The 24,927-nt window shown below is 34.7% G+C and carries 26 protein-coding genes; all 26 read left to right on the top strand.

Annotated features, from left to right (window positions below; translation table 11 throughout):
- The first annotated feature begins 727 nt into the window (after positions 1 to 727).
- Complete coding sequence (locus tag HMPREF9402_RS00340) at positions 728 to 1,645, top strand: DUF2232 domain-containing protein (RefSeq protein ID WP_006784588.1); 918 nt, start codon at positions 728 to 730, stop codon at positions 1,643 to 1,645.
- 20 nt (positions 1,646 to 1,665) lie between these two features.
- Positions 1,666 to 3,645, top strand: coding sequence for a DHH family phosphoesterase (locus tag HMPREF9402_RS00335; protein ID WP_009606137.1), 1,980 nt, complete (start codon positions 1,666 to 1,668; stop codon positions 3,643 to 3,645).
- A 2-nt stretch (positions 3,646 to 3,647) separates the two neighbouring features.
- Entirely contained in the window at positions 3,648 to 4,091 is a 444-nt protein-coding gene (rplI, locus tag HMPREF9402_RS00330; RefSeq protein WP_006784590.1) for a 50S ribosomal protein L9, read from the top strand.
- Between the two features lie 26 nt (positions 4,092 to 4,117).
- Complete coding sequence (gene dnaB, locus HMPREF9402_RS00325; protein WP_009606139.1) at positions 4,118 to 5,479, top strand: replicative DNA helicase; 1,362 nt, start codon at positions 4,118 to 4,120, stop codon at positions 5,477 to 5,479.
- 294 nt (positions 5,480 to 5,773) lie between these two features.
- On the top strand, positions 5,774 to 6,838 hold the full coding sequence (gene prfA / locus HMPREF9402_RS00320; protein WP_006784592.1) for a peptide chain release factor 1: 1,065 nt from the start codon (positions 5,774 to 5,776) through the stop codon (positions 6,836 to 6,838).
- Positions 6,839 to 8,049: 1,211 nt separating this feature from the next.
- Entirely contained in the window at positions 8,050 to 8,901 is an 852-nt protein-coding gene (gene prmC, locus HMPREF9402_RS00315) for a peptide chain release factor N(5)-glutamine methyltransferase (protein ID WP_006784593.1), read from the top strand.
- Between the two features lie 276 nt (positions 8,902 to 9,177).
- Entirely contained in the window at positions 9,178 to 9,771 is a 594-nt protein-coding gene (locus HMPREF9402_RS00310) for an L-threonylcarbamoyladenylate synthase (RefSeq protein ID WP_009606127.1), read from the top strand.
- A gap of 73 nt (positions 9,772 to 9,844) precedes the next feature.
- Positions 9,845 to 10,555: a stage II sporulation protein R gene (locus HMPREF9402_RS00305; RefSeq protein ID WP_006784595.1), complete on the top strand. Its 711-nt coding sequence runs from the start codon at positions 9,845 to 9,847 to the stop codon at positions 10,553 to 10,555.
- Between the two features lie 439 nt (positions 10,556 to 10,994).
- On the top strand, positions 10,995 to 11,411 hold the full coding sequence (locus HMPREF9402_RS00300) for a hypothetical protein (RefSeq protein WP_006784596.1): 417 nt from the start codon (positions 10,995 to 10,997) through the stop codon (positions 11,409 to 11,411).
- Positions 11,412 to 11,544: 133 nt separating this feature from the next.
- Positions 11,545 to 12,000, top strand: coding sequence for a ribose 5-phosphate isomerase B (gene rpiB, locus HMPREF9402_RS00295; protein ID WP_006784597.1), 456 nt, complete (start codon positions 11,545 to 11,547; stop codon positions 11,998 to 12,000).
- Positions 12,001 to 12,226: 226 nt separating this feature from the next.
- Positions 12,227 to 12,853: a uracil phosphoribosyltransferase gene (gene upp / locus HMPREF9402_RS00290; protein ID WP_425598129.1), complete on the top strand. Its 627-nt coding sequence runs from the start codon at positions 12,227 to 12,229 to the stop codon at positions 12,851 to 12,853.
- Positions 12,854 to 13,087: an AtpZ/AtpI family protein gene (locus HMPREF9402_RS00285; protein ID WP_009606112.1), complete on the top strand. Its 234-nt coding sequence runs from the start codon at positions 12,854 to 12,856 to the stop codon at positions 13,085 to 13,087.
- The gene (locus HMPREF9402_RS00280) at positions 13,084 to 13,485 is read left to right on the top strand and encodes an ATP synthase subunit I (RefSeq protein ID WP_006784600.1); all 402 of its coding nucleotides are present in this window, start codon (positions 13,084 to 13,086) and stop codon (positions 13,483 to 13,485) included. The genes HMPREF9402_RS00285 and HMPREF9402_RS00280 overlap by 4 nt, the downstream gene beginning before the upstream one ends.
- A gap of 144 nt (positions 13,486 to 13,629) precedes the next feature.
- Positions 13,630 to 14,313 carry a F0F1 ATP synthase subunit A gene (gene atpB, locus HMPREF9402_RS00275; RefSeq protein WP_006784601.1) on the top strand — a complete coding sequence of 228 codons (684 nt, stop codon included), beginning with the start codon at positions 13,630 to 13,632 and terminating at the stop codon, positions 14,311 to 14,313.
- A gap of 50 nt (positions 14,314 to 14,363) precedes the next feature.
- Positions 14,364 to 14,648, top strand: a complete 285-nt coding sequence (gene atpE / locus HMPREF9402_RS00270; RefSeq protein ID WP_006784602.1) for an ATP synthase F0 subunit C — start codon at positions 14,364 to 14,366, stop codon at positions 14,646 to 14,648.
- A gap of 54 nt (positions 14,649 to 14,702) precedes the next feature.
- A complete protein-coding gene (gene atpF / locus HMPREF9402_RS00265) occupies positions 14,703 to 15,203 on the top strand; it encodes a F0F1 ATP synthase subunit B (protein WP_006784603.1) in 501 nt (166 codons plus the stop codon).
- Positions 15,196 to 15,738 (top strand): F0F1 ATP synthase subunit delta, encoded by a 543-nt coding sequence (locus HMPREF9402_RS00260; RefSeq protein WP_009606119.1) that lies wholly within the window; start codon positions 15,196 to 15,198, stop codon positions 15,736 to 15,738. Before atpF ends, HMPREF9402_RS00260 begins: the two co-directional genes overlap by 8 nt.
- A gap of 17 nt (positions 15,739 to 15,755) precedes the next feature.
- On the top strand, positions 15,756 to 17,255 hold the full coding sequence (atpA, locus tag HMPREF9402_RS00255; protein WP_006784605.1) for a F0F1 ATP synthase subunit alpha: 1,500 nt from the start codon (positions 15,756 to 15,758) through the stop codon (positions 17,253 to 17,255).
- Positions 17,256 to 17,277: 22 nt separating this feature from the next.
- On the top strand, positions 17,278 to 18,135 hold the full coding sequence (atpG, locus tag HMPREF9402_RS00250) for an ATP synthase F1 subunit gamma (protein WP_006784606.1): 858 nt from the start codon (positions 17,278 to 17,280) through the stop codon (positions 18,133 to 18,135).
- A 16-nt stretch (positions 18,136 to 18,151) separates the two neighbouring features.
- Positions 18,152 to 19,555, top strand: coding sequence for a F0F1 ATP synthase subunit beta (gene atpD, locus HMPREF9402_RS00245; RefSeq protein ID WP_006784607.1), 1,404 nt, complete (start codon positions 18,152 to 18,154; stop codon positions 19,553 to 19,555).
- 23 nt (positions 19,556 to 19,578) lie between these two features.
- Positions 19,579 to 19,980, top strand: coding sequence for an ATP synthase F1 subunit epsilon (gene atpC / locus HMPREF9402_RS00240; RefSeq protein ID WP_155062175.1), 402 nt, complete (start codon positions 19,579 to 19,581; stop codon positions 19,978 to 19,980).
- A 181-nt stretch (positions 19,981 to 20,161) separates the two neighbouring features.
- Positions 20,162 to 20,377, top strand: coding sequence for a hypothetical protein (locus tag HMPREF9402_RS00235; RefSeq protein ID WP_006784609.1), 216 nt, complete (start codon positions 20,162 to 20,164; stop codon positions 20,375 to 20,377).
- Positions 20,378 to 20,469: 92 nt separating this feature from the next.
- The gene (gene spoIID / locus HMPREF9402_RS00230; protein WP_009606118.1) at positions 20,470 to 21,435 is read left to right on the top strand and encodes a stage II sporulation protein D; all 966 of its coding nucleotides are present in this window, start codon (positions 20,470 to 20,472) and stop codon (positions 21,433 to 21,435) included.
- 51 nt (positions 21,436 to 21,486) lie between these two features.
- The gene (locus tag HMPREF9402_RS00225) at positions 21,487 to 22,212 is read left to right on the top strand and encodes a M23 family metallopeptidase (protein WP_006784611.1); all 726 of its coding nucleotides are present in this window, start codon (positions 21,487 to 21,489) and stop codon (positions 22,210 to 22,212) included.
- Positions 22,213 to 22,376: 164 nt separating this feature from the next.
- On the top strand, positions 22,377 to 23,372 hold the full coding sequence (mreB, locus tag HMPREF9402_RS00220; protein WP_006784612.1) for a rod shape-determining protein MreB: 996 nt from the start codon (positions 22,377 to 22,379) through the stop codon (positions 23,370 to 23,372).
- A 257-nt stretch (positions 23,373 to 23,629) separates the two neighbouring features.
- On the top strand, positions 23,630 to 24,895 hold the full coding sequence (locus tag HMPREF9402_RS00215; protein WP_009606109.1) for a replication-associated recombination protein A: 1,266 nt from the start codon (positions 23,630 to 23,632) through the stop codon (positions 24,893 to 24,895).
- Positions 24,896 to 24,927 lie beyond the last annotated feature (32 nt).

The raw sequence follows: 24,927 nt of genomic DNA, 5'->3' as shown, positions 1-24,927 counted from the left end.
GGTGGTGTGATGATTGGAAATTAAATGGTGCTTAAAATGGTGTAGTGGATGGAGGTTAAGAATGTATATGAATAAATAGTGTGGAGTTGATAATTTGATATGAATGAGTTTAGTGAAACTATAGTGCAATGAGACAAACTTTTAGAATATTGAAGGTTGATGAGAACTAAGCGCGATAGTTTTTAAAAGACTGTAGTTTAGTTGAAAGGAAAGATGTTAAAGGAATTTTTTGAATGAAAGGATATAGGGTTTGGAATGGATGGAGGTTAAGTAATTAGTAAGATGTCGCACTTAAAGTTAAGTAATGGATAGGAATATATTTGTTAATAAAATTATTTGAGGTACTAGCGACACTTTGTTCTTCATCAATAAATCACTAGGCTTAATATTAAGATTCGAGTTGATAGGGTGCATCAAATATTTTGCTGATGGCTATTGTTATAAGAATTAGTGTAGTGCTTCGATGATTGCTATTCTAGTGGTGTGATAAGTTGTTTTCTTGTTTTCTAACTCCTTATCACAATAATAGTTTATTCTAGAGCATCTTTTTTGCATGAGCAAAAGGAATAGTTCTCTATATTTTTTTAAAAAAGTGTGTATTATTTTTAAAGTGCTTGATTTATCGGTAAAAAGGCCATAATAGGAGTAACGTATTTTTATAATTCTTAAAATTTGGGTTATGTGGTATAATACTCATGATAGCCAACGTTTAGAAGGGGGTCTTTTGATGAAGACAAAGTCGCTAGTAAATGCAGCGATGATGATGGCCATTTACTTAGTTTTTTTTATTTTATATAATGTCGGAATTTTACCAAGTATCATGACACTTCTGTTACCTATTCCCCTCATTATCTATAGCGTGGTTAGTCAGAAGGTGTCTGATATTCTATTATTGTTGCTTGGATGTACGATTGGAACGTACTTGATTGGATCTGTTTATGGTTTAATGACAACGCTTCTTTATGGTATAACAGGTGCTCTTTTAGGAATTGGAATTGTTAAAAAGTGGCCTTATTGGAATCGTATTTTGAATGCATCAATTGTGTTTGTTGTAGTTATGCCATTAATGACTTATGTCTTAACCAAATTAAGCATTTCGGAAATGTTTTTACAGACGATGAATGAGATGTTTAGTGTTTTTGATCAAGTTGGAAGTGTGATGCCTGAAGGAAGTATGGAGCAATTGACTTCGATGCAAGAGATGATGCAGACGGTTATTCCAATGGTAATGCCAACGTTGCTGTTAATTATGGGTGCAATTCAAGCTTTTTTAAGCGACAAGGTTTCGACTCTTGTGTTAAAACGCATGCATCTTCAAACTCCAGTTTCACAGCCTATTTCTGAGTTTCAACTTGGAGCAAAGCTTGCTATTTTATTGATTATTTCACAGTTTGCGATGGCTTTTGTTAGAAATAGTGGTGTGACAGTTGTTTTATTAAACGTGGTAATGCTTTTAAACACTTTATTTATGATTCAAGGAATTATTGTGGCTATTCAGTTCTTTAAATCAAGAAATCAAAAAGGTTTAGGCATTATGGTTGTTGTATTCGCCATTTTATCAAACTTAGTTATGTTTGTTTCATTGATTGGAATGATGGATGCATTGTTTGATTATCGAAAACGTTTTGAGATAAAAGGGGTATAGTGAAAGGTGGTGTATCGATAGTGAAGAAGGTTCGGAAATGGTTGGATGAATATCAAGAACACCTTGGCTATATTACTGTATCGAGCTTATTTATTCTTGTTTCAGGAGTTTATGCTTATTTTCAGTCAGATGTGATTTCACTAATCATCTTCTTGTACTTTGTAGGAGACGCTATCTATAAGATTAATGCGTATTATCATTATAAGTTAGATACTAAAAAGCGAATTGAAGCAGTTAGCTATCGTGTGAAGCATGCAGGTGAGATTGTTTTTAATGAATTACCAATTGGAGTTTTATTATATGATGAAGCTCATGAAGTGGTCTGGTTTAATGGTTTTGCAAAACAAATTTTCGGTGCAGATTTACATGATCTTCCTTTACAAACGATGAGTGAAGCTTTGTATGATAAGGTTTTAGGGGAGAGCGCTGTTTTTGAAATTACGGTTAAAGATAAAACATATTTAGTAGAACATCATCGTGATGAGCGCTTGTTATATTTAACGGATAATACACCGTTCACAGATCTTTGTAAGAAGTATGTGAATGAACAACCGGTTATTGGGGTACTCATTATGGATAATTACGATGAAGTTATCCATAATTTAAAAGAACAAGAAAAAAGTGAATTTTATGGAAAAATAGTTTCTATTATTATGCAGTGGGCTGAAGAAAATAATATTTATATTCGAACAGTTTCAAGTGACCGTTTTGTGATGATGATGTCTTTTGAAGTGTTGCAGAAATTGCGTGATAAGAAGTTTGCTATTTTAGATAAGGTTCGTGAAGCGGCAAAAGAAAAAGAGATGTTGTTAACTATTAGTATTGGCTTAGCAACAGGCTATGAAAGTTTTGCTGAGCTTGGTCAGCGTGCGAATTATATGCTAGATTTAGCCTTAAGTCGTGGTGGTGATCAGGTTGCTATTAAAATTGCAAGTGACGATAAGTTCTTATTCTATGGTGGAAAAACAAATCCAGTTGAAAAACGTAATCGTGTAAGAGCGCGTGTTAATGCACAAGCTTATGAACGTTTGGTTCGTGATAGTGAACGTGTGATTATTATGGGACATCGTTATCCAGATGTCGATGCAATTGGAGCAAGTATTGGATTGCTTCGTATGAGCATTGCCTCGAAACGAGAAGCGTATATTGTTTTAAAAGAAGAAGAATTAGATAAAACAGCTAAAAATTTCGTCGCTGCCATTATGCAAGATGAGAAGTTAAGGCCTTATTTTATTTCATCTGAGATGGGGCTAGAGTTAATGACGAAAAATACGTTACTTGTTGTTGCCGATACGCAAGATCCAAAAATGGTAATTGAACCATTACTTTTACAACGTGCGAAGAAAATTGCGGTATTCGACCATCATCGTAGAGGGGTCGATGTGATTGAATCTGTGCTCTCGTTTGCAGAACCATACGCATCTTCAACTGTTGAATTAGTAGTGGATATGTTTGATTATTACTCTCAAAAAATTAAGATGTCGTCGCTTGAAGCATCGATTATGCTTGCGGGAATTATTGTAGATACAAGACGTTTTTCATATCATACGGGACGTCGAACTTATGAAACGGCTGCGATTTTAAAACAAAAAGGGGCAGAGGAGAAGTTAGTACAACAGCTTCTACGTACGCCGCTTGAAAATTATTATAGTAAAGCGCATTTAATCGAACGTGCGGAGATTTTCAAAGATGTGTTTATTATCGCGCCAGCAGATGATGAGATGGTACTTGAAAAAGTTCAAATTGCTCAGACTGCAGATGAGTTATTAAATGTTCAAAATATTAAGGCATCATTTGTGATTTCGCGTATTGATGATCAACATATTGGAATTAGTGCGAGATCACTTGGAGATATTAATGTTCAACTCTTGATGGAACAATTAGGTGGCGGTGGCCATTTAAATAATGCAGCAACTCAGATTAAAGGGATTAATACTCAAGAAGCTGTGTTGATGTTAAAAGATGCAATTGAAAAAGAATTAGAAGAAAGTGGTGACTAGGCATGAAAGTAATTATGTTAGTTGATGTTAAAGGTAAAGGTAAACGTGGAGAAGTTAAAGATTTCCCTAATGGGTTTGCAAACTTTTTAATTAAAAATAAACAAGCTGTTGATGCTACACCAGCAAATATGAATAAATTAAAGCAACAACAAGCTGAAGAAGAAAAACAGGCTGAATTAAGATTAGAAGAGGCGAAAGCTTTAAAAGCGGATCTTGAACAAAAAACAGTTATTGTTAAAGTAAAAGCTGGAGATAACGGACGTGTATTTGGATCTGTTAGTACTAAAGCAATTGCAGAAGAATTTGAAAAACAATTTAAAATTAAATTAGATAAACGTAAAATGGATTTAGAGGAACCAATTCGTGGTTTAGGAATGGCACGAGTTCCAATTCACTTACACCCAGAAGTAACAGCAACAATTAATGTTCAAATCAAAGAAAAATAATTAGAAGATGAAGGTTGGTCACGTCTATGCTAGAAACGCAAAACCGACACATGCCACATAGCACTGATGCTGAGCAAGCGATTCTTGGTGCGATGTTACTTGATGAAAAGGTATGTGAGGATGTAAAGTTAAAGTTACAGCCCGATGATTTTTATCATCATCGTCATCGCATTATTTATGAAGCGATGTTAACGTTGCTTGAGCAAAATAAAGGGGTCGATGTAACAACTGTTACGGCTTTTTTACAGGATCATAAGCGTATTTCAGAAATTGGTGGCGTTGAGTATATCTTAACCATTTATGAGAGTGTTGCAACGACTGCTCATACCGATCATTATATCGATATGGTTCTTGAAAAGTCGATTTCACGTTTAATTATTAATCGAGCCCAAGAATTAATTGAACAAGGTTATAGTCCTGAGACATCGACTCAGGATTTAATCGATGCAGCAGAACAAAAGTTTTCAGGCCTTTCTCGTTTGAATCAAGGGTCTGATTTTAAAAAGATTAATAATGTCTTAGTCGATTTTATTAAAAATGTTGAAAAGTTATCACAATCAACTGGAGAGGTAACGGGGTTAACAACCGGATATACGGCCTTAGATGATATTACATCAGGATTACAAAATAATGACCTAATTATTGTAGCAGCACGTCCGGCGATGGGGAAAACAGCCTTCGCCTTAAATGTTGCACAAAATGTGGCAAAATTAAATAATGTAAATGTCGCTATCTTCAGTTTGGAGATGGGGGCTGACCAGTTAGTTTCTCGTCTTGTCAGTGCTGAGGGACGAATTGAGGCACACCGTTTGAAAACGGGGAACTTAGAAGGTGCTGACTGGCGCTCATTAAAAATCGCCACTGATGTATTAGGTGGTCTTGGAATTTATATTGATGATACACCTGGTATCAGAGTTGGGGAGTTACGCGCTAAATGTCGTCAACTACATCAACAAAAAGGTCTTGGATTAGTCCTTATTGACTACTTACAGTTATTATCGGGAAGTAAATCTAATGGTGGGAACCGCCAACAAGAGGTATCGGAAATCTCGCGTATGTTAAAAGAGATGGCCCGTGAATTGAAAATTCCGGTTATCGCTTTATCACAGTTATCACGTCAGGTTGAAAGTCGTGAAGATAAACGACCAATGATGTCTGACTTACGTGAATCGGGAAGTATCGAGCAGGATGCCGATATCGTAACCTTCTTATACCGTGAAGATTATTATAAAAAGGATCCTGAAACGAATGATAATATCGTCGAAGTCATTTTCGCTAAACACCGTAACGGTGCTGTCGGAACAATTAAATTAGCATTCCGAAAAGAAATTAGCCGCTTCGAAAATCTAGCCTTTGTACCAGAAGGAGCAAGTGTCCCAGACTTGTAATATAACCTTGTTTAAAGATATGGATTAAGTATAGATACTATGAAGTTAGAGTTTTTTAACTCTGACTTTTATTTGTAAATAAAAACGTTGTACATTTATAACACATTTTGACGATAGCAAAGACTTATATTATAATTAGGAATGGATAATTATATAATTCTAGATAAGTTTTGTGCAGTTGAAAACTTTTGGCTGGACTATAGGATGTCTTGGCACCAAAAAGATTTAGCAACTAAGGCTGATGTTTTATGGCTAGAAAACATTTTTGTTTATATATAGAGGAGGATTCAACTTATGTTTGAACGTTTAGAGGCAATCTTAGAGCGTTATGAAAAAATTAATGAGATGATGGCAGATCCTGCAATCGTTACTGATATTAAAAAATTAACTGAGTTATCAAAAGAACAACGTGGTCTTGAAGAGACAGTTAATGTGTATACTGAATATAAAAATATTGCAAGTTCTATTGAAGATTTAAAAGAAATGGCTAAAGATTCTGATCCAGAAATCAGTGAAATGGCTGAAATGGAATTAGAGGAATTAAAACCTCGTTTACCAGAGCTTGAGCAACAATTAGAAATTTTATTAATTCCTAAAGATCCAAATGATGAGAAAAACGTTATCGTTGAAATTCGTGGAGCAGCAGGTGGAGATGAAGCAAATATTTTCGCTTCAGACTTATACCGTATGTATACGAAGTATGCTGAGTTAAAAGGATGGAAAATTCAAGTTATGAACGTTGACTATTCTGAATCAGGAGGGATGTCACAAGTTGAGTTTATGATTTCAGGTGAAAGTGTGTTCTCTCACATGAAGTATGAATCAGGAGCTCATCGTGTACAACGTGTTCCTGCAACTGAATCTCAAGGACGTATCCACACATCTACAGCAACTGTATTAGTTATGCCAGAAGCAGAAGATGTAGATATTGAAGTAAGTATGAATGATATCCGTGTTGATACATTCTGTTCATCAGGACCTGGTGGTCAGTCTGTAAATACAACGAAATCTGCAGTACGTTTAACTCACGTTCCAACTGGAATCGTTGTATCATGTCAGGATGGAAAATCTCAGCATGAAAATAAGGCGAATGCATTAAAAGTATTAAAAGCTCGTATTTATGATTCAATTTTACAAGAGCGTTTAGAAGCTGAAGGTGAAGAGCGTCGTTCAAAAATTGGTACTGGAGAACGTTCAGAAAAAATCCGTACATATAACTATCCACAAAACCGTGTAACAGATCACCGTATTGGATTTACTATTCAACAGTTAGATCGCGTTATGGAAGGTAAATTAGAACCAGTTATTGAAGCGTTAATTACGGAAGAACAAAAACGTAAATTAGCTCATCAAGAATAGTTTTTATATATAAAAGGGTACTCTAAGTTTAAAGTACCCTTTTATTTTGACATAATAAAAAGCGCCCGGGGGAGGGGCGCTTTTTTAATTAGGAGAGAAACTGTAGAGGGGGGAGACTCTACAGTATTCAAGTGATAAGAATTCACTGGGGGGAGTGAATTCTTATCTATCCCTCGAACCTCTTTGGGGGAAAAGAGGGAAGCTCGGAAAAAGTCTTTGCTTTCACGAGGGAGTTTAAAGTATTAAAATACTTTGGGAGAGAATTATAAGGAGAGAGTATGAAAAATAAAACTTTAAAAATTGGGGAGAGAAATGAGTAATGAAATAAAGTTTTATATGGGGGGAAGAGTATGCCCGTAAGTTTCTCGTCTTACGGACAATTATAGTATAGGCAGTTATAATTATTTTTAAACATTAAATACAAAAAAATTTAAAATTTAATTATATTGGATTAAAATAATACTTTTTGATGTAAATAAGTATTAAAAAAGCGCCCGGGGGAGGGGCGCTTTTTTAAAATTAGGAGACTGTAGAGGGGGGGAGACCTCTACAGTGTTCAAGTGATGAGAATTCACTGGGGGGAGTAAATTCTCATCTATCCCTCGAACCTCTTTGGGGGAAAAGAGGGAAGCTCGGAAAAAGTCTTTGCTTTCACGAGGGAGTTTAAAGTATTAAAATACTTTGGGAGAGAATTATAAGGAGAGAGTATGAAAAATAAAACTTTAAAAATTGGGGAGAGAAATGAGTAATGAAATAAAGTTTTATATGGGGGGAAGAGTATACCCGTAAGTTTCTCGTCTTACGGACAATTATAGTATGAACCTATACTGTGAATTTTAAACGTATATTGTGTAAAAAAAATAAGTTTTTTTAAGATATTTTTTTAGTAATTCTAAAATATGGTTCCAATAATGCTTAAATACTGCATTTATTGCTGCATCTAATATAATATATGTTAGGCGAATGAAATGGTGATGGCCAGGATAAAGATTTTAGAGAAATGAAGAGAATAATATTTTAAAAGATATAGAGTTATTTATACACAAGGCTATTTGAATAAAGAAGTGAATAAATATAGAGAAAATAGTGCGTATTGATAGAGAATGTCGATCTGATTAATCAGGATGTTTTGAATTGGGATAAATAAATGATTTGCATGTTTATAGAATTTAGAGTAAAATGGGATTGATTTTAAGAAGACGGTGATAAAAATGAAAACAATGCGCGAATTGTTAAAGTGGGCTGAAGATTATGCCCTTGAAAATGGAAAAGAAGATTCAGCTGTTAAATTATTATTAATGCATGTAACTGGGAAAGAGAGTTACGAAATTTTAGCTGATATGAATATGGAAGTGCCACAAGAACAAGTTGAAGAATTTGAACGTAGTGTTAAAACGTATGTGGAGCAAAATATCCCTGTGCAACACATTATGGGCTATGAAACGTTCTTTGGTCATAAATTTATCGTAAATGATGACGTATTAATTCCTCGTTTTGAAACGGAAGAGTTAGTAGCTAATGTTTTATCAACATATGATGATGTGTTTGATGGGGCAGCAGTTAAACTCGTTGATGTTGGAACAGGTAGTGGTGCAATTGGTGTTACTTTAGCGGTTGAAGAGCCAAATATGGAAGTGACAGTAACTGAGCTTTCTGAGGCAGCTTTAGAAGTGGCAAAGAAAAATGCTGCTAATTTAGGAGCTAATGTGACGTTCTATCAAGGGGATATGTTACAACCTTTAATTGAACGTGGATTAAAGTTTGATATTTTAGTTTCAAATCCTCCATATATTCCATTAACTGAAGATGTGGATCCACTTGTGAAAGATAATGAACCACACTTAGCTTTATTTGGTGGAGAAGATGGATTAAAATTCTATCGTCAAATTTTAAAAGATGCTCATAAAGTGGTAAATGAGAAAAATATTATTGCATTTGAGCATGCTTATAATCACAAAGAAGCCATGGCTGAACTTGTGAAACAACACTTCCCAAATGCAGAATTTGAAACATTAAAAGACCTAAACGGAAAAGACCGTATGACAATTATTATAAATAAGTAGGGGGGACCCAGGCTAGCGAAGCTAGATTTCCTCAACCACTGGGGAGATATAAAGTAAGAGATTGAACCTCGTTTAAGATGAAAGCGAGCGAAGAGAGCTCTTAGCTTTCCTCCGCTAGTGGGCGGGGGTGAACCTTGCTTAAGATGAAATAAATCAAATGTTCTCTTAGTTATTATTAGCAAAGAGAGAATACTATCTTTAATTATGATGATAGAGTAAGTAATGTATAGAATGGGGATGTCTTTAGACATCCTCCTTTTTGTAGGAGGAATATGAATGATTTTTAAAAAGGAACAGCTATCTGAAATAATAGGACAACTTCATGAAGATGATGTCATTGTTTTTCCAACTGATACGGTTTATGGAATTGGGGCTAATATTCATTCTCCCATTGCTTTGAATAAGATTTTTGAGGTGAAGAATCGTCCGACAGATAAGTCACTGATTATTTTATGTGCGAATGTTATGCAGATGGAGGAGATTGTTGGACCACTAGATCAACAGGTTAAGGTGCTTGTGGATAATTTTTTACCTGGAGGATTGACGCTAATATTGAATACAAAGTTGGAGTTAGCAGATGAGATTACACGTGGAAAATCGACAATTGGATTACGTATTCCAAATCATCCAGTGGCTCTTGAATTGCTAGAGAAGATCGGGCCCTTAGCTACAACGAGTGCTAATATTTCTGGAGAACCTAGTCCGACAATGATAGAAACTTCGAATCCAGTTATCTCTCGTGTGAAGTTTGTTATTGATGATGGAGAGACGATGGAGAAAGTACCATCTACTATTTTAGATTGCACGCAAAGTGAGATAGTTATTTTACGCCAAGGTGCTATTTCAGAAGAAGAAATAAAAAAGTTTTAAAAAATAAAGTTAGATGTATAATTTTAAAAAAATCATCCATACTGAGTTATCAGCGAAAGGGATGGTGTTTGAGATGACAAACAAAACAAAAATTATCGTAGCAATAACTTTAATTATGATGGTAGTAGTATACCAAATAGGAAAAACTGAAACAAAAACAACATATGCAGAGGAAACTGTGACAGTGAATGATACAGCAATTAGAATTCGTATTATTCCTAATTCAAATAAATATGAAGATCAACAAGCTAAGAAAATGGTTCGATTTGCTATTGATGAATATTTAGCAAACAATAAAACATATTTTGAAACGATTGATTCAACTCGACAATTTATTGTTGAAAATATTGGTGAGATTGAAAAAACAGTAGCTTATGTTTTAGATACTATCAATTATGATGAAGAGTTCGAGGTTTCATATGGTGCACATTTATTTCCGGAAAAACAATACAACGGAGCAACTTATGATGCAGGTTACTATGAAAGTTTAGTTATTACAATCGGTGATGGTCTTGGTAACAATTGGTGGTGTTTTATGAATCCTGATCTTTGTTTAGGTCCAAGTGCAACTAAAGCTGAGGAATCAGACGATCATTGGAATGCTCAATATACAGCAATGGAGACAACACAAGAGGCATTTCAAACTAAACAATTTAAATCATATTTTGGTGAAGTGTTTGAAACTCTTTTTGGTGGTCGTGACACTAAAGTAAATGAGAATACTTATGCAAAGGTAGATCAATCAGCAAAAGCAAATTGGTATTTATATGAGGATGAATATTAAAATATTCTTTGCTTATAAAAACAAACACTCCCATTCAACTCCTTTTATCTAGTTAAGAATAATGAAGCAGCAATTGCTTTGTTATTCTTTTTTGTTATTTAAGTATTTTATTAATAATTTAGCTAGATAGCGAATATAGATTTAGATATATAACTGTGATTAATTTTCTCTATATCAGTCTGCTAAGTTTTGTACATTAGTTGATTGCCCTATTAATAGAAGGTCATTTTATTTGAAAATAATAGGCGACCCGTCTAGTTAGTGTTTATATCATCAATCGAGTCTAATTCGAAAGTGTGTAAAACATTTCTGTAGATATATAGAAAGAAACTTTTATCGGGATTATAGTTGGACTTGATTATCAAGTATCTGAATAACTAAGACCAACTTTCATTATCCAGGTTATGAATCGTTATGTATATAGGAGGGGGAGTAGATTATGGCAAGTGTGAAACGTTATACAAGTGAAGATTATGATTTAGTATGTGAATTTGTAAAAAGAGCATCAGGGATTGAAACAGTAAATGAAGAAATTATCGCCCATTCTGTTTTAATTAAGAATGACGAAGAGGTGACTGGGATGGTATCCTATGAAAAGTTTGATGGATTAGGGATTATTCGTTATTTCATTTATAATCATCAAATTAATCCCGATTTATTAGTTAATATGTTTTTTGAATTGTACGCTAGTGCTAAGGCAGCGGGAATTAATCAACTGATTTCAATGGCTAATCAACCATATGCTTACCAGTTGTTTGAATTACTAGGATTTATTGAGGTGAAGAAACCAACTAATTTAGGGGAATCAGATTTATTTAAAGATGATCAGATGCGTGTTATGAGTATTAAATTTTAGATAAATGGAAATGATTAGATAAAAATGGAAGATAAAAGTGGGAAAATTTTGAAGGATAGTTTGATTTATCACCTAAATTTTATGATATAATAAAATGGATGTGATTTTGACAGGTAAGAAGGAGTGTATATTCATGAAAGTAGCTATTGCATGTGATCATGGTGGATTTGCGTTAAAACAAGAAATTTTAGCTTTATTAAACGATATGAATGTACAATATGAGGACTTTGGAAGTTATAATGATTGTGCGGTAGATTATCCAGATTACGCGTTTAAAGTATCAGAAGCTGTTGCAGCTAAAGAATTTGATCGTGGAATCTTAATTTGTGGTACTGGAATCGGAATTAGTATTGCAGCGAATAAAGTTAAGGGAATTCGTTGTGCATTAGTTCATGATTTATTTTCTGCAAAAGCAACTCGCGAACATAACGATTCAAATGTTTTAGCAATGGGAGGACGTGTCATTGGTCCGGGTCTTGCTCGTGAAATCGTTTCTGTATGGTTAACAACGGAATTTATGGGTGCACACCATACTGCACGTATTGAGAAAATATCAAAATATGAAAACGCTTATGAAATCCTGAAATAGGATTTCTTTTTTTGTTAAACATATAAATAGTAAGATTCGTTCAAACTGATAGAGTGTGTACAATAGATAATGTTGTTGAAAAAAATGATAAACGTAAAAATTTTGTAGAAACATGTAAATGTATTCACGATTTATACTATTTATTGATTGAAATGATAGTTAAAAAGTTGTAGAATTACTAAATGAATTATGAAAAATTATAGAAAAAAAAGAGGTGACCGACGTGATTAAAGTTAATATTTTAGATCATCCGTTAATTCAACATAAGCTAACACAAATCCGACAAAAGGAAACATCGACAACTCAATTTCGCCAAATGATTAATGAAATCGGTGGATTAATGGTTTATGAAATTACGCGTGATTTACCATTAGAACAAATCGAAATTCAAACACCAGTTGCAACAACTAAGGCTAATGTTATTGCAGGTAAAAAAATGGTTGTTGTACCAATTTTACGTGCTGGTCTTGGAATGGTTGACGGTATCTTACAAATGATTCCATCTGCTCGTATTGGACATATTGGAATTTTCCGTGATGAAGAGACATTACAACCAGTTGAGTATTTCGCAAAGTTCCCAGATGGACTTGATCAACGTGATATTTTCATTGTTGACCCGATGTTAGCAACAGGGGGATCTGCTATTGCAGCAATCAATTCAATTAAAAAACGCGGAGCTAAAAATATTAAACTTGTTTGTTTAGTTGGTGCACCTGAAGGAGTTAAAGCAGTTAATGAAGCTCACCCAGATGTAACAATTTACTTAGCATCTTTAGATGAGAAATTGAACGAAAAAGGTTACATTGTACCTGGTCTTGGAGATGCAGGAGACCGAATTTTCGGAACGAAATAAATGAGTGGATCACCTAAAGTTGTAAAAGCCATGAAGTGGATGACGCTTATGTCACAGGTTGGAATTACGATGGTAGCTAATATTATGGTTGGTTTATTTATCGGTAAATATCTTGACCAGTGGTTGCATACATCTCCGTTATTTTTATTATTATTTATCTTTATCGGGTTCTTCAGCGGCATTAAAAGTGTTTATCTGTTAATAATTAAAATAGATAAGAGGGATAAGTCTTGAGTCAATTACAGAATGATCCAATTAGAGTCGTACCTAAAAGAGTTATTCAATTGGCATTGGTTTTTACTTTTTTAATTGCAATTGTGGCAATGGTATTTAAGTGGCCAATGGTAAATATGATAATCGGGTACTGGCTAGGAGTTATTGTTAACCTTATTAATTTCCGATTAATTGTTATTGGTGCTAAAAATGCACTAGATCGTCAAGAAAAGGGTGCTAGGTCATCGATGATGTCGAATTTAGTTATTCGATTAGTCATTTATGCCGCAACACTTGTTCTAGCAGTTCAGTTTGGAACTCATGCATTTATTGCAGCAATTATTGGAATTTCAATGGTACGATTTGCGATTCAAACTGATGGTTTCTTTACGTTTGGCTATGGAAAAAACAAAAAGTAATCATCGTTGAATATATAGCTCAATAGATTGTTTTTAACAAACTAGAGCCAAAACTTAAAACAGATTATGTGTGTTTTAGGGGTAAGAATTAAAAAGTAAAATATTGATTCATTTTCTATGAATCTCTAAGAAAGGAGGTTAAGAATGAGTCCATTACTAATGAAAATCGTTGTTGAAAATTCTAATGGAGAAACATTAGTTAATCCAACGGTTGCCAATTCAGTTTTATTGGTCGTTGTGTTATGTGTACTATTTATCTGGTTTGGTAGCAAAGTTAAAAAGGCAGATCCATCGAAACCATCGAAGGGTGTTGTCCTATTCTTAGAGATACTGATTACAGGTATTGAAGGATTAGTAGATCAAACAATGGGGACTAAGCATATGAAATTTGCCCCATATATTGGAACTTTAGCTGTGTATTTAGTCTGTGCCAATTTATTGGGGCTTATTGGATTAACAGCACCAACATCAGATTACAACGTCACATTAGCCTTGGCTGTTATGACTATTGTCTTAATGGTTGGATCAGGGATCAAAACTAAAGGTATTGGTGGTTACTTATACGACACATATCTTGGGGACTTCCCATTCTTATTACCTTTAAATATTACTGGAGAGCTTGCGAAACCAATCTCGTTATCTTTCCGTTTGTTTGGTAATATTTTAAGTGGTGGTATTATTATGTCACTTGTATATCAAGCACTTGGATGGTTCTCACCATTAATCGCTCCATTTGCGCATGGATATTTTGATATCTTTGCGGGAGTTATTCAAACGCTCATCTTTATCATGTTAACAATGATTTGGACACAAGGGGCAATGGAGTAATCCAAAAATTAAAAAAATTAAAATAACAAGTTATTAGGAGGAATTTAATTATGTTTTTACAAACTGTTGCATCAACAATTTCAAATGAAGCATTCGTATTAGGTATGTCAGCTGTTGGAGCTGGAATCGCAGTATGTTCAGGTATCGGGACAGGGATCGGGCAAGGTAATGCCGCAGGTCAAGCTGCTGCAGCTGTTGGACGTCAACCAGAAGCAAAAGGTGATGTAATGCAAATGATGATCTTAGGTCAAGCGATCGCGGAAACATCAGCAATCTACGGATTCGTAGTAGCAATCATCTTATTATTCATCAACCCATTCATCGGTCAATTATAATTCATATAAACTAACTAATTATATCTAAGACTGATAAGAAAGGGGGCAACCTACTTGCAAATCTATATCATGCCAGACTGGATCAACTTCACGTTACAAATCTTGTCGACTCTAGTCTTATTCTTTGTCATTAAGCATTTTGCATGGGCTCCTATGAAAGAATTCTTACGTAAGCGTCAAGAGTTAGTTTCTGAAGAGATTAATCATGCAGAAATGTTAAAAGCAGATGCAATTGCTTTAAAACAATCTGCAGAAGCGCAAGTGCAAGTTGCACGCGATGAAGCACGTGAAATCGTTGAAAATTCTAAGAAACAAGCACAAAATATTCATGATGAAATCGTGACAAGTGCTCGCATGGAAGCTCAACAAAAATTAGCGAAAGCATCAGCCGATATCGAACAAGAACGTAAGGCTGTTTATGCGAGTATTCGTGAGGATATCGTTGAGTTAGCAGTAAGTTCTGCAGAAAAAATGATTGAAAAAGAAATCGATGCAAAAGCACACGATGAATTATTTAATCAATTCGTATCTAAAGTAGGTGGAAGCCATGAGTAAAATTGCTTCTACTTATGCTAAAGCTTTATATGATATTGCTTTAGAAGAAAATGTTTTAGAAGAAGTTAAAAATGATTTTAATGTGATTGTTTCATCTATCAAAGAACAACCACAATTCTTAAATGTTTTAACACTTCCAAAACTAGATAAAGAAGAGAAAAAACAATTAATTAAATCTATTTTCTCATCAAATACTCCACAAATTTCAGTTAATTTTTTAATGGTATTAATTGATAAAGACCGTATCGATTTATTAAATGAAATTGTGGTTGCCTTTAACCAAATGGTTAATGAGCATTTCGGCATTGTTGAAGGAACTGTTTATTCAGCTGTTCCATTGAGTGATGCTCAGTTAAATCAGTTAACATATGTTTTTACAAAAAAATTAAACCAAAAAGTTAAGCTTAACGTAGTTATTGATCCATCATTACTTGGTGGTTATAAAGTAAACTTAGGAGATGTTGTTTATGACAACACAATTAAGTTACAATTAAAAAACTTAAAACAAAATCTAATGAACGTTGAGTTAAAATAGAATAGAGGTGAGCATTGGTGGCCATCAAACCGGAAGAAATTAGTGCAATTTTGCGCGAGCAAATTAAAAACTATGAGCAAGTATTAGATGTAACTGAAACTGGTACGGTATTAACAGTTGGGGACGGAATCGCTCGTGTTCATGGTCTTCAAAATGTCATGGCTGGGGAAATTATTGAATTTGCCTCAGGTGCTGTTGGGATGGCACAAAACCTTGAAGAAGATAACGTTGGGGTTATCATCTTAGGGGAGTACCGTTCAATTAGTGAAGGTGACGAAGTTAAACGTACAGGACGTATCATGTCTGTTCCAGTAGGAGAGGCATTAATCGGACGTGTTGTAGACGCATTAGGAAATCCAATCGATGGATTAGGTCCAATCGATACGAATAAATATCGTCCAACAGAAGCAAAAGCAACAGGAGTAATGGCTCGTAAATCAGTTCATGAACCATTACAAACAGGGATCAAAGCGATTGATGCTTTAGTTCCAATCGGACGTGGACAACGTGAGTTAATCATCGGTGACCGTCAAACTGGTAAAACAGCAATCGCAGTTGATACAATCTTAAACCAAAAAGGTCAAGATGTTATCTGTATTTATGTTGCTATTGGACAAAAAGAATCTACTGTAAACTCAGTAGTTGAAACATTAAAGAAACATGATGCAATGAACTATACAATCGTTGTATCTGCATCAGCTTCTCAACCATCTCCAATGTTATACGTTGCACCATATTCAGGTGTTGCGATGGCAGAAGAGTTCATGTACGCTGGTAAACACGTATTAATTATTTATGATGATTTATCTAAACAAGCAGCTGCTTACCGTGAGTTATCATTATTATTAAAACGTCCACCAGGTCGTGAAGCATATCCAGGGGATGTATTCTACTTACATTCTCGTTTACTTGAGCGTGCAGCGAAGTTAAATGATGAGTTAGGGGCAGGATCAATTACTGCTTTACCATTCATTGAAACACAAGCTGGTGACTTATCAGCATACGTTGCAACAAACGTTATTTCGATTACAGATGGACAAATCTTCTTAAAATCAGATTACTTCCATTCTGGTATCCGTCCTGCGATTGATGCCGGGTTATCAGTATCACGTGTAGGGGGATCTGCTCAAATCAAAGCAATGAAAAAAGTTGCGGGGACATTACGTCTTGATTTAGCTTCTTACCGTGAATTAGAAGCCTTCGCTCAATTCGGATCTGACTTAGATGAGTCAACTCGTGCTAAACTTGCTCGCGGGGAACGCACAGTTGAAGTATTAAAACAAGGTGTTAATCAACCAGTTGCGGTTGAAAAACAAGTATGTATCATCTACGCATTAGTTAATGGATTCTTAGATAGCATCGAATTAGCAGATATCGCTCGTTTTGAAAAAGAATTATACACATTCTTAGAAAATGAACGTCCACAAATCTTTGCACATATTCGTGATACAAAAGATTTACCAGATACAGATTTATTAAACGAAGCAATTGAGAGCTTTAAAGCCGTTTTCAATTAATAAATAAGGACGGTGAACTAGTATGGCTCAATCAATGCGTGATATAAAAGATAAAATCAATTCGACTCAAAATACGAGTCAGATTACTAAAGCCATGCAAATGGTTTCAGCGGCGAAGTTAACGAAATCAGAAGCTAAAACTAAAAACTATCACCACTACATGGAAACGTTAGAGGATATGGTGCGAAATATTTCAAGCTCATCTAGCATGAGCCACCATCCTTTCTTTAAATCAAAAAGTGAAGCTAATTGTACTGGATACTTAGTTATTACTTCAGATCGTGGTCTTGCAGGTGGATATAATAGTAATGTTTTAAAACTTTTGCAACAACAAATTGATTCAAAACCAAGCGATCAATCTAAACTTTATATGATTGGTAGCAAAGGATTTGATTATGCAAAACGTTCTAACTTAGTCGTTGAGAATGAATTTGTTTTCGTTCCAGATGACATTGTATATCAAGACATTAAACCGGTTGTGGATAAAGTAATCGGAGATTATATGGCTGGAGTTATTAGTGAGGTTGTAGTGGTTTATAACCATTACGTTTCAAAAATCGCTCAAGAACCTATGACAAAACAAATTTTACCTTTAGAGTCAAAGAAAGCAGAGAAATCAAAAGCTCAATATTCATTTGAACCTAAAGAAGAAGATGTAATCAATGCCATTTTACCGAAATATTTAGAGGGAACTATTTATGGTGTTGCGATTACAGCTAAGCTTTCAGAGCATGCCTCTCGTATGAATGCGATGCAAAATGCAACTGATAATGCAGTTGAAATCATTAAGAATTTACAGTTAGTTTACAATAGAGCAAGGCAAGCAGCAATTACTCAAGAAATCACTGAGATTGTCGGTGGAGCTTCAGCCTTAGAATAAAAGGAGGTCATTACAAATGGCAACAGGTCATATTGTAGCCGTAATCGGACCAGTAGTAGACGTGAAGTTTGGTTTAGACCATCTTCCTGCTATTTACAATGCCTTAACTGTTGATTATGAAGTTGGTGGGGAACGTAAATCATTAACACTTGAAGTTGCAGTGCAACTTGGTGATGGTGTTGTACGTACTGTCGCAATGGATGCAACAGACGGGTTAGTCCGCGGTTTAGAAGTTGTGGATACAGGAAATGCAATTAGCGTACCAGTAGGAGAAGCAACTTTAGGACGTATTTTCAACGTATTAGGTCAACCAGTAGATAATAAAGGTGAGGTTCCAGCAGGAACACCACATGAAGGAATTCATAAAGAAGCTCCTAAATTTGAAGAGTTATCAACAACTGTTGAAATCCTTGAAACAGGAATCAAAGTAGTAGACTTATTAGCACCTTATATCAAAGGTGGTAAAATCGGTTTATTCGGTGGTGCCGGAGTAGGGAAAACAGTATTAATTCAGGAATTAATTAACAATATCGCTCAAGAGCATGGTGGGATTTCAGTATTCGCCGGTGTAGGAGAACGTACTCGTGAAGGGAACGACTTATACCATGAAATGACTGAATCAGGAGTAATCAATAAAACTGCCATGGTATTCGGACAAATGAACGAACCACCTGGAGCACGTTTACGTGTTGCCTTAACTGGTTTAACAATGGCTGAATATTTCCGTGATGAGTTAAAACAAGACGTATTATTATTCATCGATAATATCTTCCGTTTCACGCAAGCAGGTTCTGAGGTTTCTGCCCTTTTAGGACGTATGCCTTCAGCGGTAGGTTACCAACCAACACTTGCAACTGAGATGGGACAATTACAAGAGCGTATCACATCAACTAAAGAAGGATCAATCACTTCTATTCAGGCAGTATACGTTCCTGCGGATGACTATACTGACCCAGCGCCAGCTACAACATTCGCCCACTTAGATGCGACAACAAACTTAGAGCGTCGTATTGCTGCAATGGGGATCTATCCAGCGGTAGACCCACTTGCTTCAACTTCACGCGCTTTATCACCAGACATCGTAGGACAAGAACACTATGATGTAGCTCGTCGTGTACAGATGATGTTACAACGTTACCGTGAGTTACAAGATATCATCGCTATCTTAGGTATGGATGAGTTAAGTGAAGAAGATAAAAAAGTTGTGCACCGTGCACGTCGTGTTCAATTATTCTTATCTCAAAGCTTCCACGTAGCAGAACAGTTTACAGGATTAAAAGGTTCTTATGTACCAGTTGCTGAAACAGTTCGCGCATTCAAAGAAATCTTAGATGGAAAACATGATAATTTACCAGAAGAAGCATTCCGTTTAGTTGGAACAATCGAGCAAGCAATCGAAAAAGCTAATAAGATGAAATAGTGTGAGGTGGTACTGTGTCAGTAATGACGGTTCGCGTAGTAACACCAGATAAACTTGTATTCGATGGAGAAGCAGAACGCATCTTTGCACGTGGTATTGACGGTGATTTTGCTGTTTTATACAATCATATTCCAATGATGACACCACTTGGTGTTGGAGAGTTACGTATTGATATGAATGGGGAAAGTTCATATATTGCAATTGATAATGGTATTTTCGAGGTTTCTAATAACCATGTTAATGTTTTATCAAATGATGCAATGATGGCTGAAGACATTGATGTTGCACGTGCTAAAATGGATCTTGAACGTACTGAACGTCAAAAACAAAATGCTAAAACACGTGAAGATTTAATTAAATCTGAAATGGAAATCGTTAAACTTCTTAACCAAATACGAGTTGGTGAAAAAAGAATTTCTGAATAAATAAAAAAATCCCACATTTCAATTTTGAAGTGTGGGATTTTTTTTACATTTATCTCGGAAAATTTATTAAAATGATTTAAATAAACTCAGATAGGATGTAAAATGATTTTTATAAGCTTCTTTATAGTTTTTATTTTTTATCACTACTAGAGCATGTGTAAACTAGTATCGGAGGGATTTTATGAATGTTCAAGCTTATTTTATGATTATATGGTACATCTTAGTCTTACCCATTGTGTTTAAGATGTTAATGTCTTTACAACTAGAAAAATTATTTAAAAGAGGGACTCATCGTAATGATGTGATTATTTTGTATATTGTATTAACCGTAAGTATCTCAAAATTATTTATTGATTACTTTATTGATATCTTTACATTACTTAAATCAATTTTTTAATAAAAAGCTGATGGTTTAGTCATATCTTTATCGCCTATGCATAGAGTTGAATAGTACACCAAATACTGATTCATAATAGATAGGTGATGAATATGAAAAAAATACCAGCTCTAATTTTATCTTTTATCTTATTACTAGTTATAATTCCGATGTTATCTCAAATTATCTATCGTTCAACTCAAACTGTTGTAGAGAAAGTTATGCATCTCCCTACTCAAAATGTAGATTCTTCACAAGAAACTGAAGCCTCAAAAGAAAATGTTGTGACTGTTTTTCGTGAAGAGAGTAATAGTTATGAAGAGTTGTTGCTTGAAGAGTATATCGTGGGTGTTGTCGCGGGTGAAATGCCAGCTGCCTATGAGTTAGAAGCTTTAAAGGCTCAAGCAGTTGCCGCAAGGACTTATACACTCAATCAACTACAATCTGAAGATTACATGCATGATACAGTTAAACATCAAGTTTATTTTGATGAATCTCAAATGCGTGAACGTTGGGGAGATGAGTTTGATAAATACTATTCTAAAGTGAAGCAAGCTGTACTTGAAACGGAAGGAGAGATCATTGAATACAATGGTGAGATGATTACTCCATTTTATTTTTCTATTAGCAATGGATATACAGAAAATGCTGAAGATTATTGGTCAGTTGAATATCCATACTTAAAAAGTGTCAGTAGTCAGTGGGATTTAACAGCCCCCACTTACGAGCAAGTGACTGAATTTAGTTTAACAGCATTACGTAATACGTTTAATGATTCAAGTCTTACAAAAAATGATTTTAAAATCTTAAGTTATACAGATGGAGGTAATGTAGAGGAGATTTCAGTAGGTGATACTGTCTATAGCGGTCGTGAATTTCGAGAAAAACTAGGTTTAAGATCAAGTGATTTTTCTTTGGAATTTAAAGACAATAAAGTGTTTATTACGACATATGGCTACGGTCATGGGGTCGGAATGAGCCAATATGGGGCTAATCAACTAGCTAAACAAGGGAAAAACTATCAAGAAATACTTCAATACTATTACCAAAATGTTAATATTATTGAAAAAAATTCCTAAAATTGAATAAGTTAGTAAAAAAGTGGTCATCATAACGGTGAGGTGATGACTATGAAATTAAAAGAAAAAATGACAAATGTAAAAAACAAAAAATTATTTAAACGTATTGACCCTATTAGCTTAGCACTTGTAGTCTTATTAGGAGCATCTGCTGTATTTGCCGGAGTTCAATTATATGTGAACCAATCATCGGAAGACTTAACAGTTCAAAATCCAGCTAATGGGAATAACAATGATTTAATCTATACAGACAATGGAGAATTACAAACGATGAATAATCAATCAGAGGCTGTAGATGCCGCTGCATTAGGTGAAGTTATTAGTTCTCCATTAGATAGTGAAGACATTGAGGTAACAAAATATTATTATAGTGACACAGTTGAAACTGATGTTCAAACTCAAAGTTTCTTCTACTATCCTGTTGGTCAATCAATGTATAGCCATGAATCAAAAGGTATGAGTTTCAAAAGTTCAAATGATGAAGTTGCTAATGTTGTAGCATCTCTTACAGGAACTGTTACATCGGTAAAAGATGAAATCTTAAAAGGTACGATTGTGACAATTGAACATGCTAACGGAGTGAAAACGATTTACAATGGTGTTTATGATGTTAAGGTAAGCGTTGGAGATTCAGTCTCTCAAGGAGATGTATTAGGAACAACTGGACTTTCACAACTTGAACCAGACGCAGGAAATGTGGTGCACTTTGAAATTATGAAAGATGAAGTTAAAATTGACCCACAATCTGCTATTAATAAAAAATTAAGTGATTTATAAAAGCGAAAAAAGCACTAATGAGCATTAGTGCTTTTTTTGTTGAAAAAACTAAAGAGGAGAAGGAAAAGTTGTAGTCGGTTCAATATATTTGTGTTAAAATATAAAATAGTGATGAATTATTTAGACATACTAATACTGAAAAATTAGTTTGGAGGAAGGAAAGTATGCTATTTTCTAAAGATATAGGAATCGACTTAGGTACTGCTAACGTCTTAATATATGAAAAAGGTAAAGGAATCGTTCTTGAAGAACCATCTGTAGTTTCAATTGATGCTCAATCAGGTCGTATGATTGCAGCGGGAGAAGAAGCCCGTCAAATGCTTGGTCGTACACCAGGTAAAATTGAAGTTGTTCGTCCAATGAAAGATGGAGTTATTGCTGACATTGAGGCAACTGAAATGATGTTAAAACATTTTATCAATTCGTTAAACATTAAAGGAATGCTTTCACAACCTCGTATTATGATCTGTTGCCCAACTAACATTACTTTAGTTGAAAAAAATGCTATCCGTGAAGCTGCTGAAAAATGTGGTGCACGTGAAGTATTCATTGAAGAAGAACCAAAAATTGCTGCTTTAGGAGCGGGGATGGATATTTCTAAACCATCTGGTAACATGGTAATCGACGTTGGTGGAGGAACTGCAGATATCGCTGTTTTATCGCTTGGGGATATCGTAACATCTGCTTCAATTAAAATTGCAGGTAACCGTTTTGATCAAGACATTGTTGATTATATTAAAACAAATTATAAATTATTAATCGGGGATCGTACAGCTGAAGAAATTAAAATCAGTGTTGCGACAGTTTATCCAGAAGGTCGCGAAGAAGAATTACAAGTTCGTGGACGTGACTTAGTATCAGGATTACCTCGTACAATTACTATTTCATCAACTGAAGTAGAAGAAGCTTTACGTGAATCAGTACGTATTATTGTTCATGCAGCGAAAAATGTTCTTGAACAAACTCCTCCAGAATTATCAGCTGATATCATGAATAAAGGTATCGTCTTAACAGGTGGTGGAGCCTTATTACATGGCCTTGACCGCTTATTAGCTGATGAGTTACATGTTCCTGTCTTTGTAGCAGATAATCCATTACACTGTGTAGTAGTTGGAACAGGAATTATGTTAGATCATATTGATAAGATTCGTCGTCGTTAAAACATTTAAAAGTTTCGGAGGTTTCCGAAGCTTTTTTTTCTATAGCGAAACAAAATTATTTTTGACTAGCAGTTGATGATTGTTTTGTAAGTAAAATATCAGTGAATCTATATTTGTTGAAGTACTCTTTATTTTTGGATTTTTTTCCACAGATTTATCCTCTATTAGTAGGGAGGGATGTAGTGAAAAGATAATCTGAATTTATATATTTGAAAATTTGTAGTTTATTTAACCATAATACAAGGAAGGGGGAATTCATGATGAAACCATTAGCAGATTTAATACGTCCAAGGACTTTAGATGAGGTAGTTGGCCAGCAGCACTTAATTGGAGAAGGGCAGATTTTACGAAAGTTAATAGCGGTTAATCATATTCCAAATTTAATCTTTTATGGTCCTTCTGGTACAGGGAAAACGACGATTGCAAATATTATTGCGAGTTTATCGAATAAAAAGATTTATAAGTTAAATGCGACGGATGCAAAGACTGAAGATATTAAACAAATTATTAGTAGTTTGAATACACTGGAAGGAATGAATGGAATCTTTTTATATTTAGATGAGATTCAAAACTTCAATAAGAAGCAACAACAAACGTTACTAAAATATATTGAAACAGGTCAAATTACATTAATTACGAGTACAACAGAGAATCCTTATTTTACGATTTTTAGTGCGATTTTAAGTCGTTCTACAATTTTAGAGTTTAAGTCTTTAACACCTGAAGAGATTGTAGATGGATTGAAGAGAGCGGTTGAATTAGTAGAGTCAGAGTTTTATTTGTATCCACTGACGGTAGAAGAGGAAGCTTTAAATTATATTGCAAATGTAGCCAATGGTGACTTACGTCGGGCCTTAAATGCATTAGAGATTGCGTTGTATCCAAATTGTAGGACAGAAGGATTTGTTCTAAATTTAGAAGTTGCAAGAGAGTGTACTGTAACAGCTGGCTTTTCTTATGATCGATTTGGCGATCAACATTATGATACGTTAAGTGCTTTTCAAAAATCGATTCGTGGAAGTGACCCTGATGCTGCTATTCATTATTTAGCCCGTTTGATTAAAGCAGGTGATTTAACTTCTATTTGTAGACGATTATTGGTGATTGCAGCAGAAGATATTGGGTTAGCTTATCCACAAGCTGTTTCGATCGTTAAGAGTTGTACGGATGCTGCGATGCAGCTAGGGTTCCCTGAGGCACGTATTCCATTAGCTCAGGCGGTTATTTTACTTGCCAATAGTCCGAAATCGAATTCTGCTATTTCTGCGATTGATGAGGCATTAGCAGATTTAAAAATAGGAAATGTAGGTGACATTCCTAAACATTTACGTGATGCTCACTATGGTGGGGCAAAAGATTTGGGAATTGGAACAGAATATAAATTCCCTCATAATTATCCTAATCATTACGTGAAACAACAGTATTTACCGAATCGCTTAAAAGATAAAACGTATTATCACGCAGGGGCGAATAAGATTGAACAGGGATTTGTTGGGTATCAAAATTTTATAAAACAGAAGTAAAAAAGACATTATCCAGTTTGTGGATAATGTCT

The organism is Turicibacter sp. HGF1, from assembly GCF_000191865.1.
GTDB lineage: Bacteria > Bacillota_I > Bacilli_A > MOL361 > Turicibacteraceae > Turicibacter > Turicibacter sanguinis.
Note: the sequence above shows the minus strand (reverse complement) of the source record. Positions and strands in the feature narration are given on the sequence as shown.

Coding starts and splice junctions, on each gene's coding strand:
- HMPREF9402_RS00340 (WP_006784588.1), top strand. CDS start 728: ATGAAGACAAAGTCGCTAGTAAATGCAGCGATGATGATGGCCATTTAC.
- rplI (WP_006784590.1), top strand. CDS start 3,648: ATGAAAGTAATTATGTTAGTTGATGTTAAAGGTAAAGGTAAACGTGGA.
- dnaB (WP_009606139.1), top strand. CDS start 4,118: ATGCTAGAAACGCAAAACCGACACATGCCACATAGCACTGATGCTGAG.
- prfA (WP_006784592.1), top strand. CDS start 5,774: ATGTTTGAACGTTTAGAGGCAATCTTAGAGCGTTATGAAAAAATTAAT.
- prmC (WP_006784593.1), top strand. CDS start 8,050: ATGAAAACAATGCGCGAATTGTTAAAGTGGGCTGAAGATTATGCCCTT.
- HMPREF9402_RS00310 (WP_009606127.1), top strand. CDS start 9,178: ATGATTTTTAAAAAGGAACAGCTATCTGAAATAATAGGACAACTTCAT.
- HMPREF9402_RS00305 (WP_006784595.1), top strand. CDS start 9,845: ATGACAAACAAAACAAAAATTATCGTAGCAATAACTTTAATTATGATG.
- HMPREF9402_RS00300 (WP_006784596.1), top strand. CDS start 10,995: ATGGCAAGTGTGAAACGTTATACAAGTGAAGATTATGATTTAGTATGT.
- rpiB (WP_006784597.1), top strand. CDS start 11,545: ATGAAAGTAGCTATTGCATGTGATCATGGTGGATTTGCGTTAAAACAA.
- HMPREF9402_RS00285 (WP_009606112.1), top strand. CDS start 12,854: ATGAGTGGATCACCTAAAGTTGTAAAAGCCATGAAGTGGATGACGCTT.
- atpB (WP_006784601.1), top strand. CDS start 13,630: ATGAGTCCATTACTAATGAAAATCGTTGTTGAAAATTCTAATGGAGAA.
- atpE (WP_006784602.1), top strand. CDS start 14,364: ATGTTTTTACAAACTGTTGCATCAACAATTTCAAATGAAGCATTCGTA.
- HMPREF9402_RS00260 (WP_009606119.1), top strand. CDS start 15,196: ATGAGTAAAATTGCTTCTACTTATGCTAAAGCTTTATATGATATTGCT.
- atpG (WP_006784606.1), top strand. CDS start 17,278: ATGGCTCAATCAATGCGTGATATAAAAGATAAAATCAATTCGACTCAA.
- atpD (WP_006784607.1), top strand. CDS start 18,152: ATGGCAACAGGTCATATTGTAGCCGTAATCGGACCAGTAGTAGACGTG.
- atpC (WP_155062175.1), top strand. CDS start 19,579: ATGACGGTTCGCGTAGTAACACCAGATAAACTTGTATTCGATGGAGAA.
- HMPREF9402_RS00235 (WP_006784609.1), top strand. CDS start 20,162: ATGAATGTTCAAGCTTATTTTATGATTATATGGTACATCTTAGTCTTA.
- spoIID (WP_009606118.1), top strand. CDS start 20,470: ATGAAAAAAATACCAGCTCTAATTTTATCTTTTATCTTATTACTAGTT.
- HMPREF9402_RS00225 (WP_006784611.1), top strand. CDS start 21,487: ATGAAATTAAAAGAAAAAATGACAAATGTAAAAAACAAAAAATTATTT.
- mreB (WP_006784612.1), top strand. CDS start 22,377: ATGCTATTTTCTAAAGATATAGGAATCGACTTAGGTACTGCTAACGTC.
- HMPREF9402_RS00215 (WP_009606109.1), top strand. CDS start 23,630: ATGATGAAACCATTAGCAGATTTAATACGTCCAAGGACTTTAGATGAG.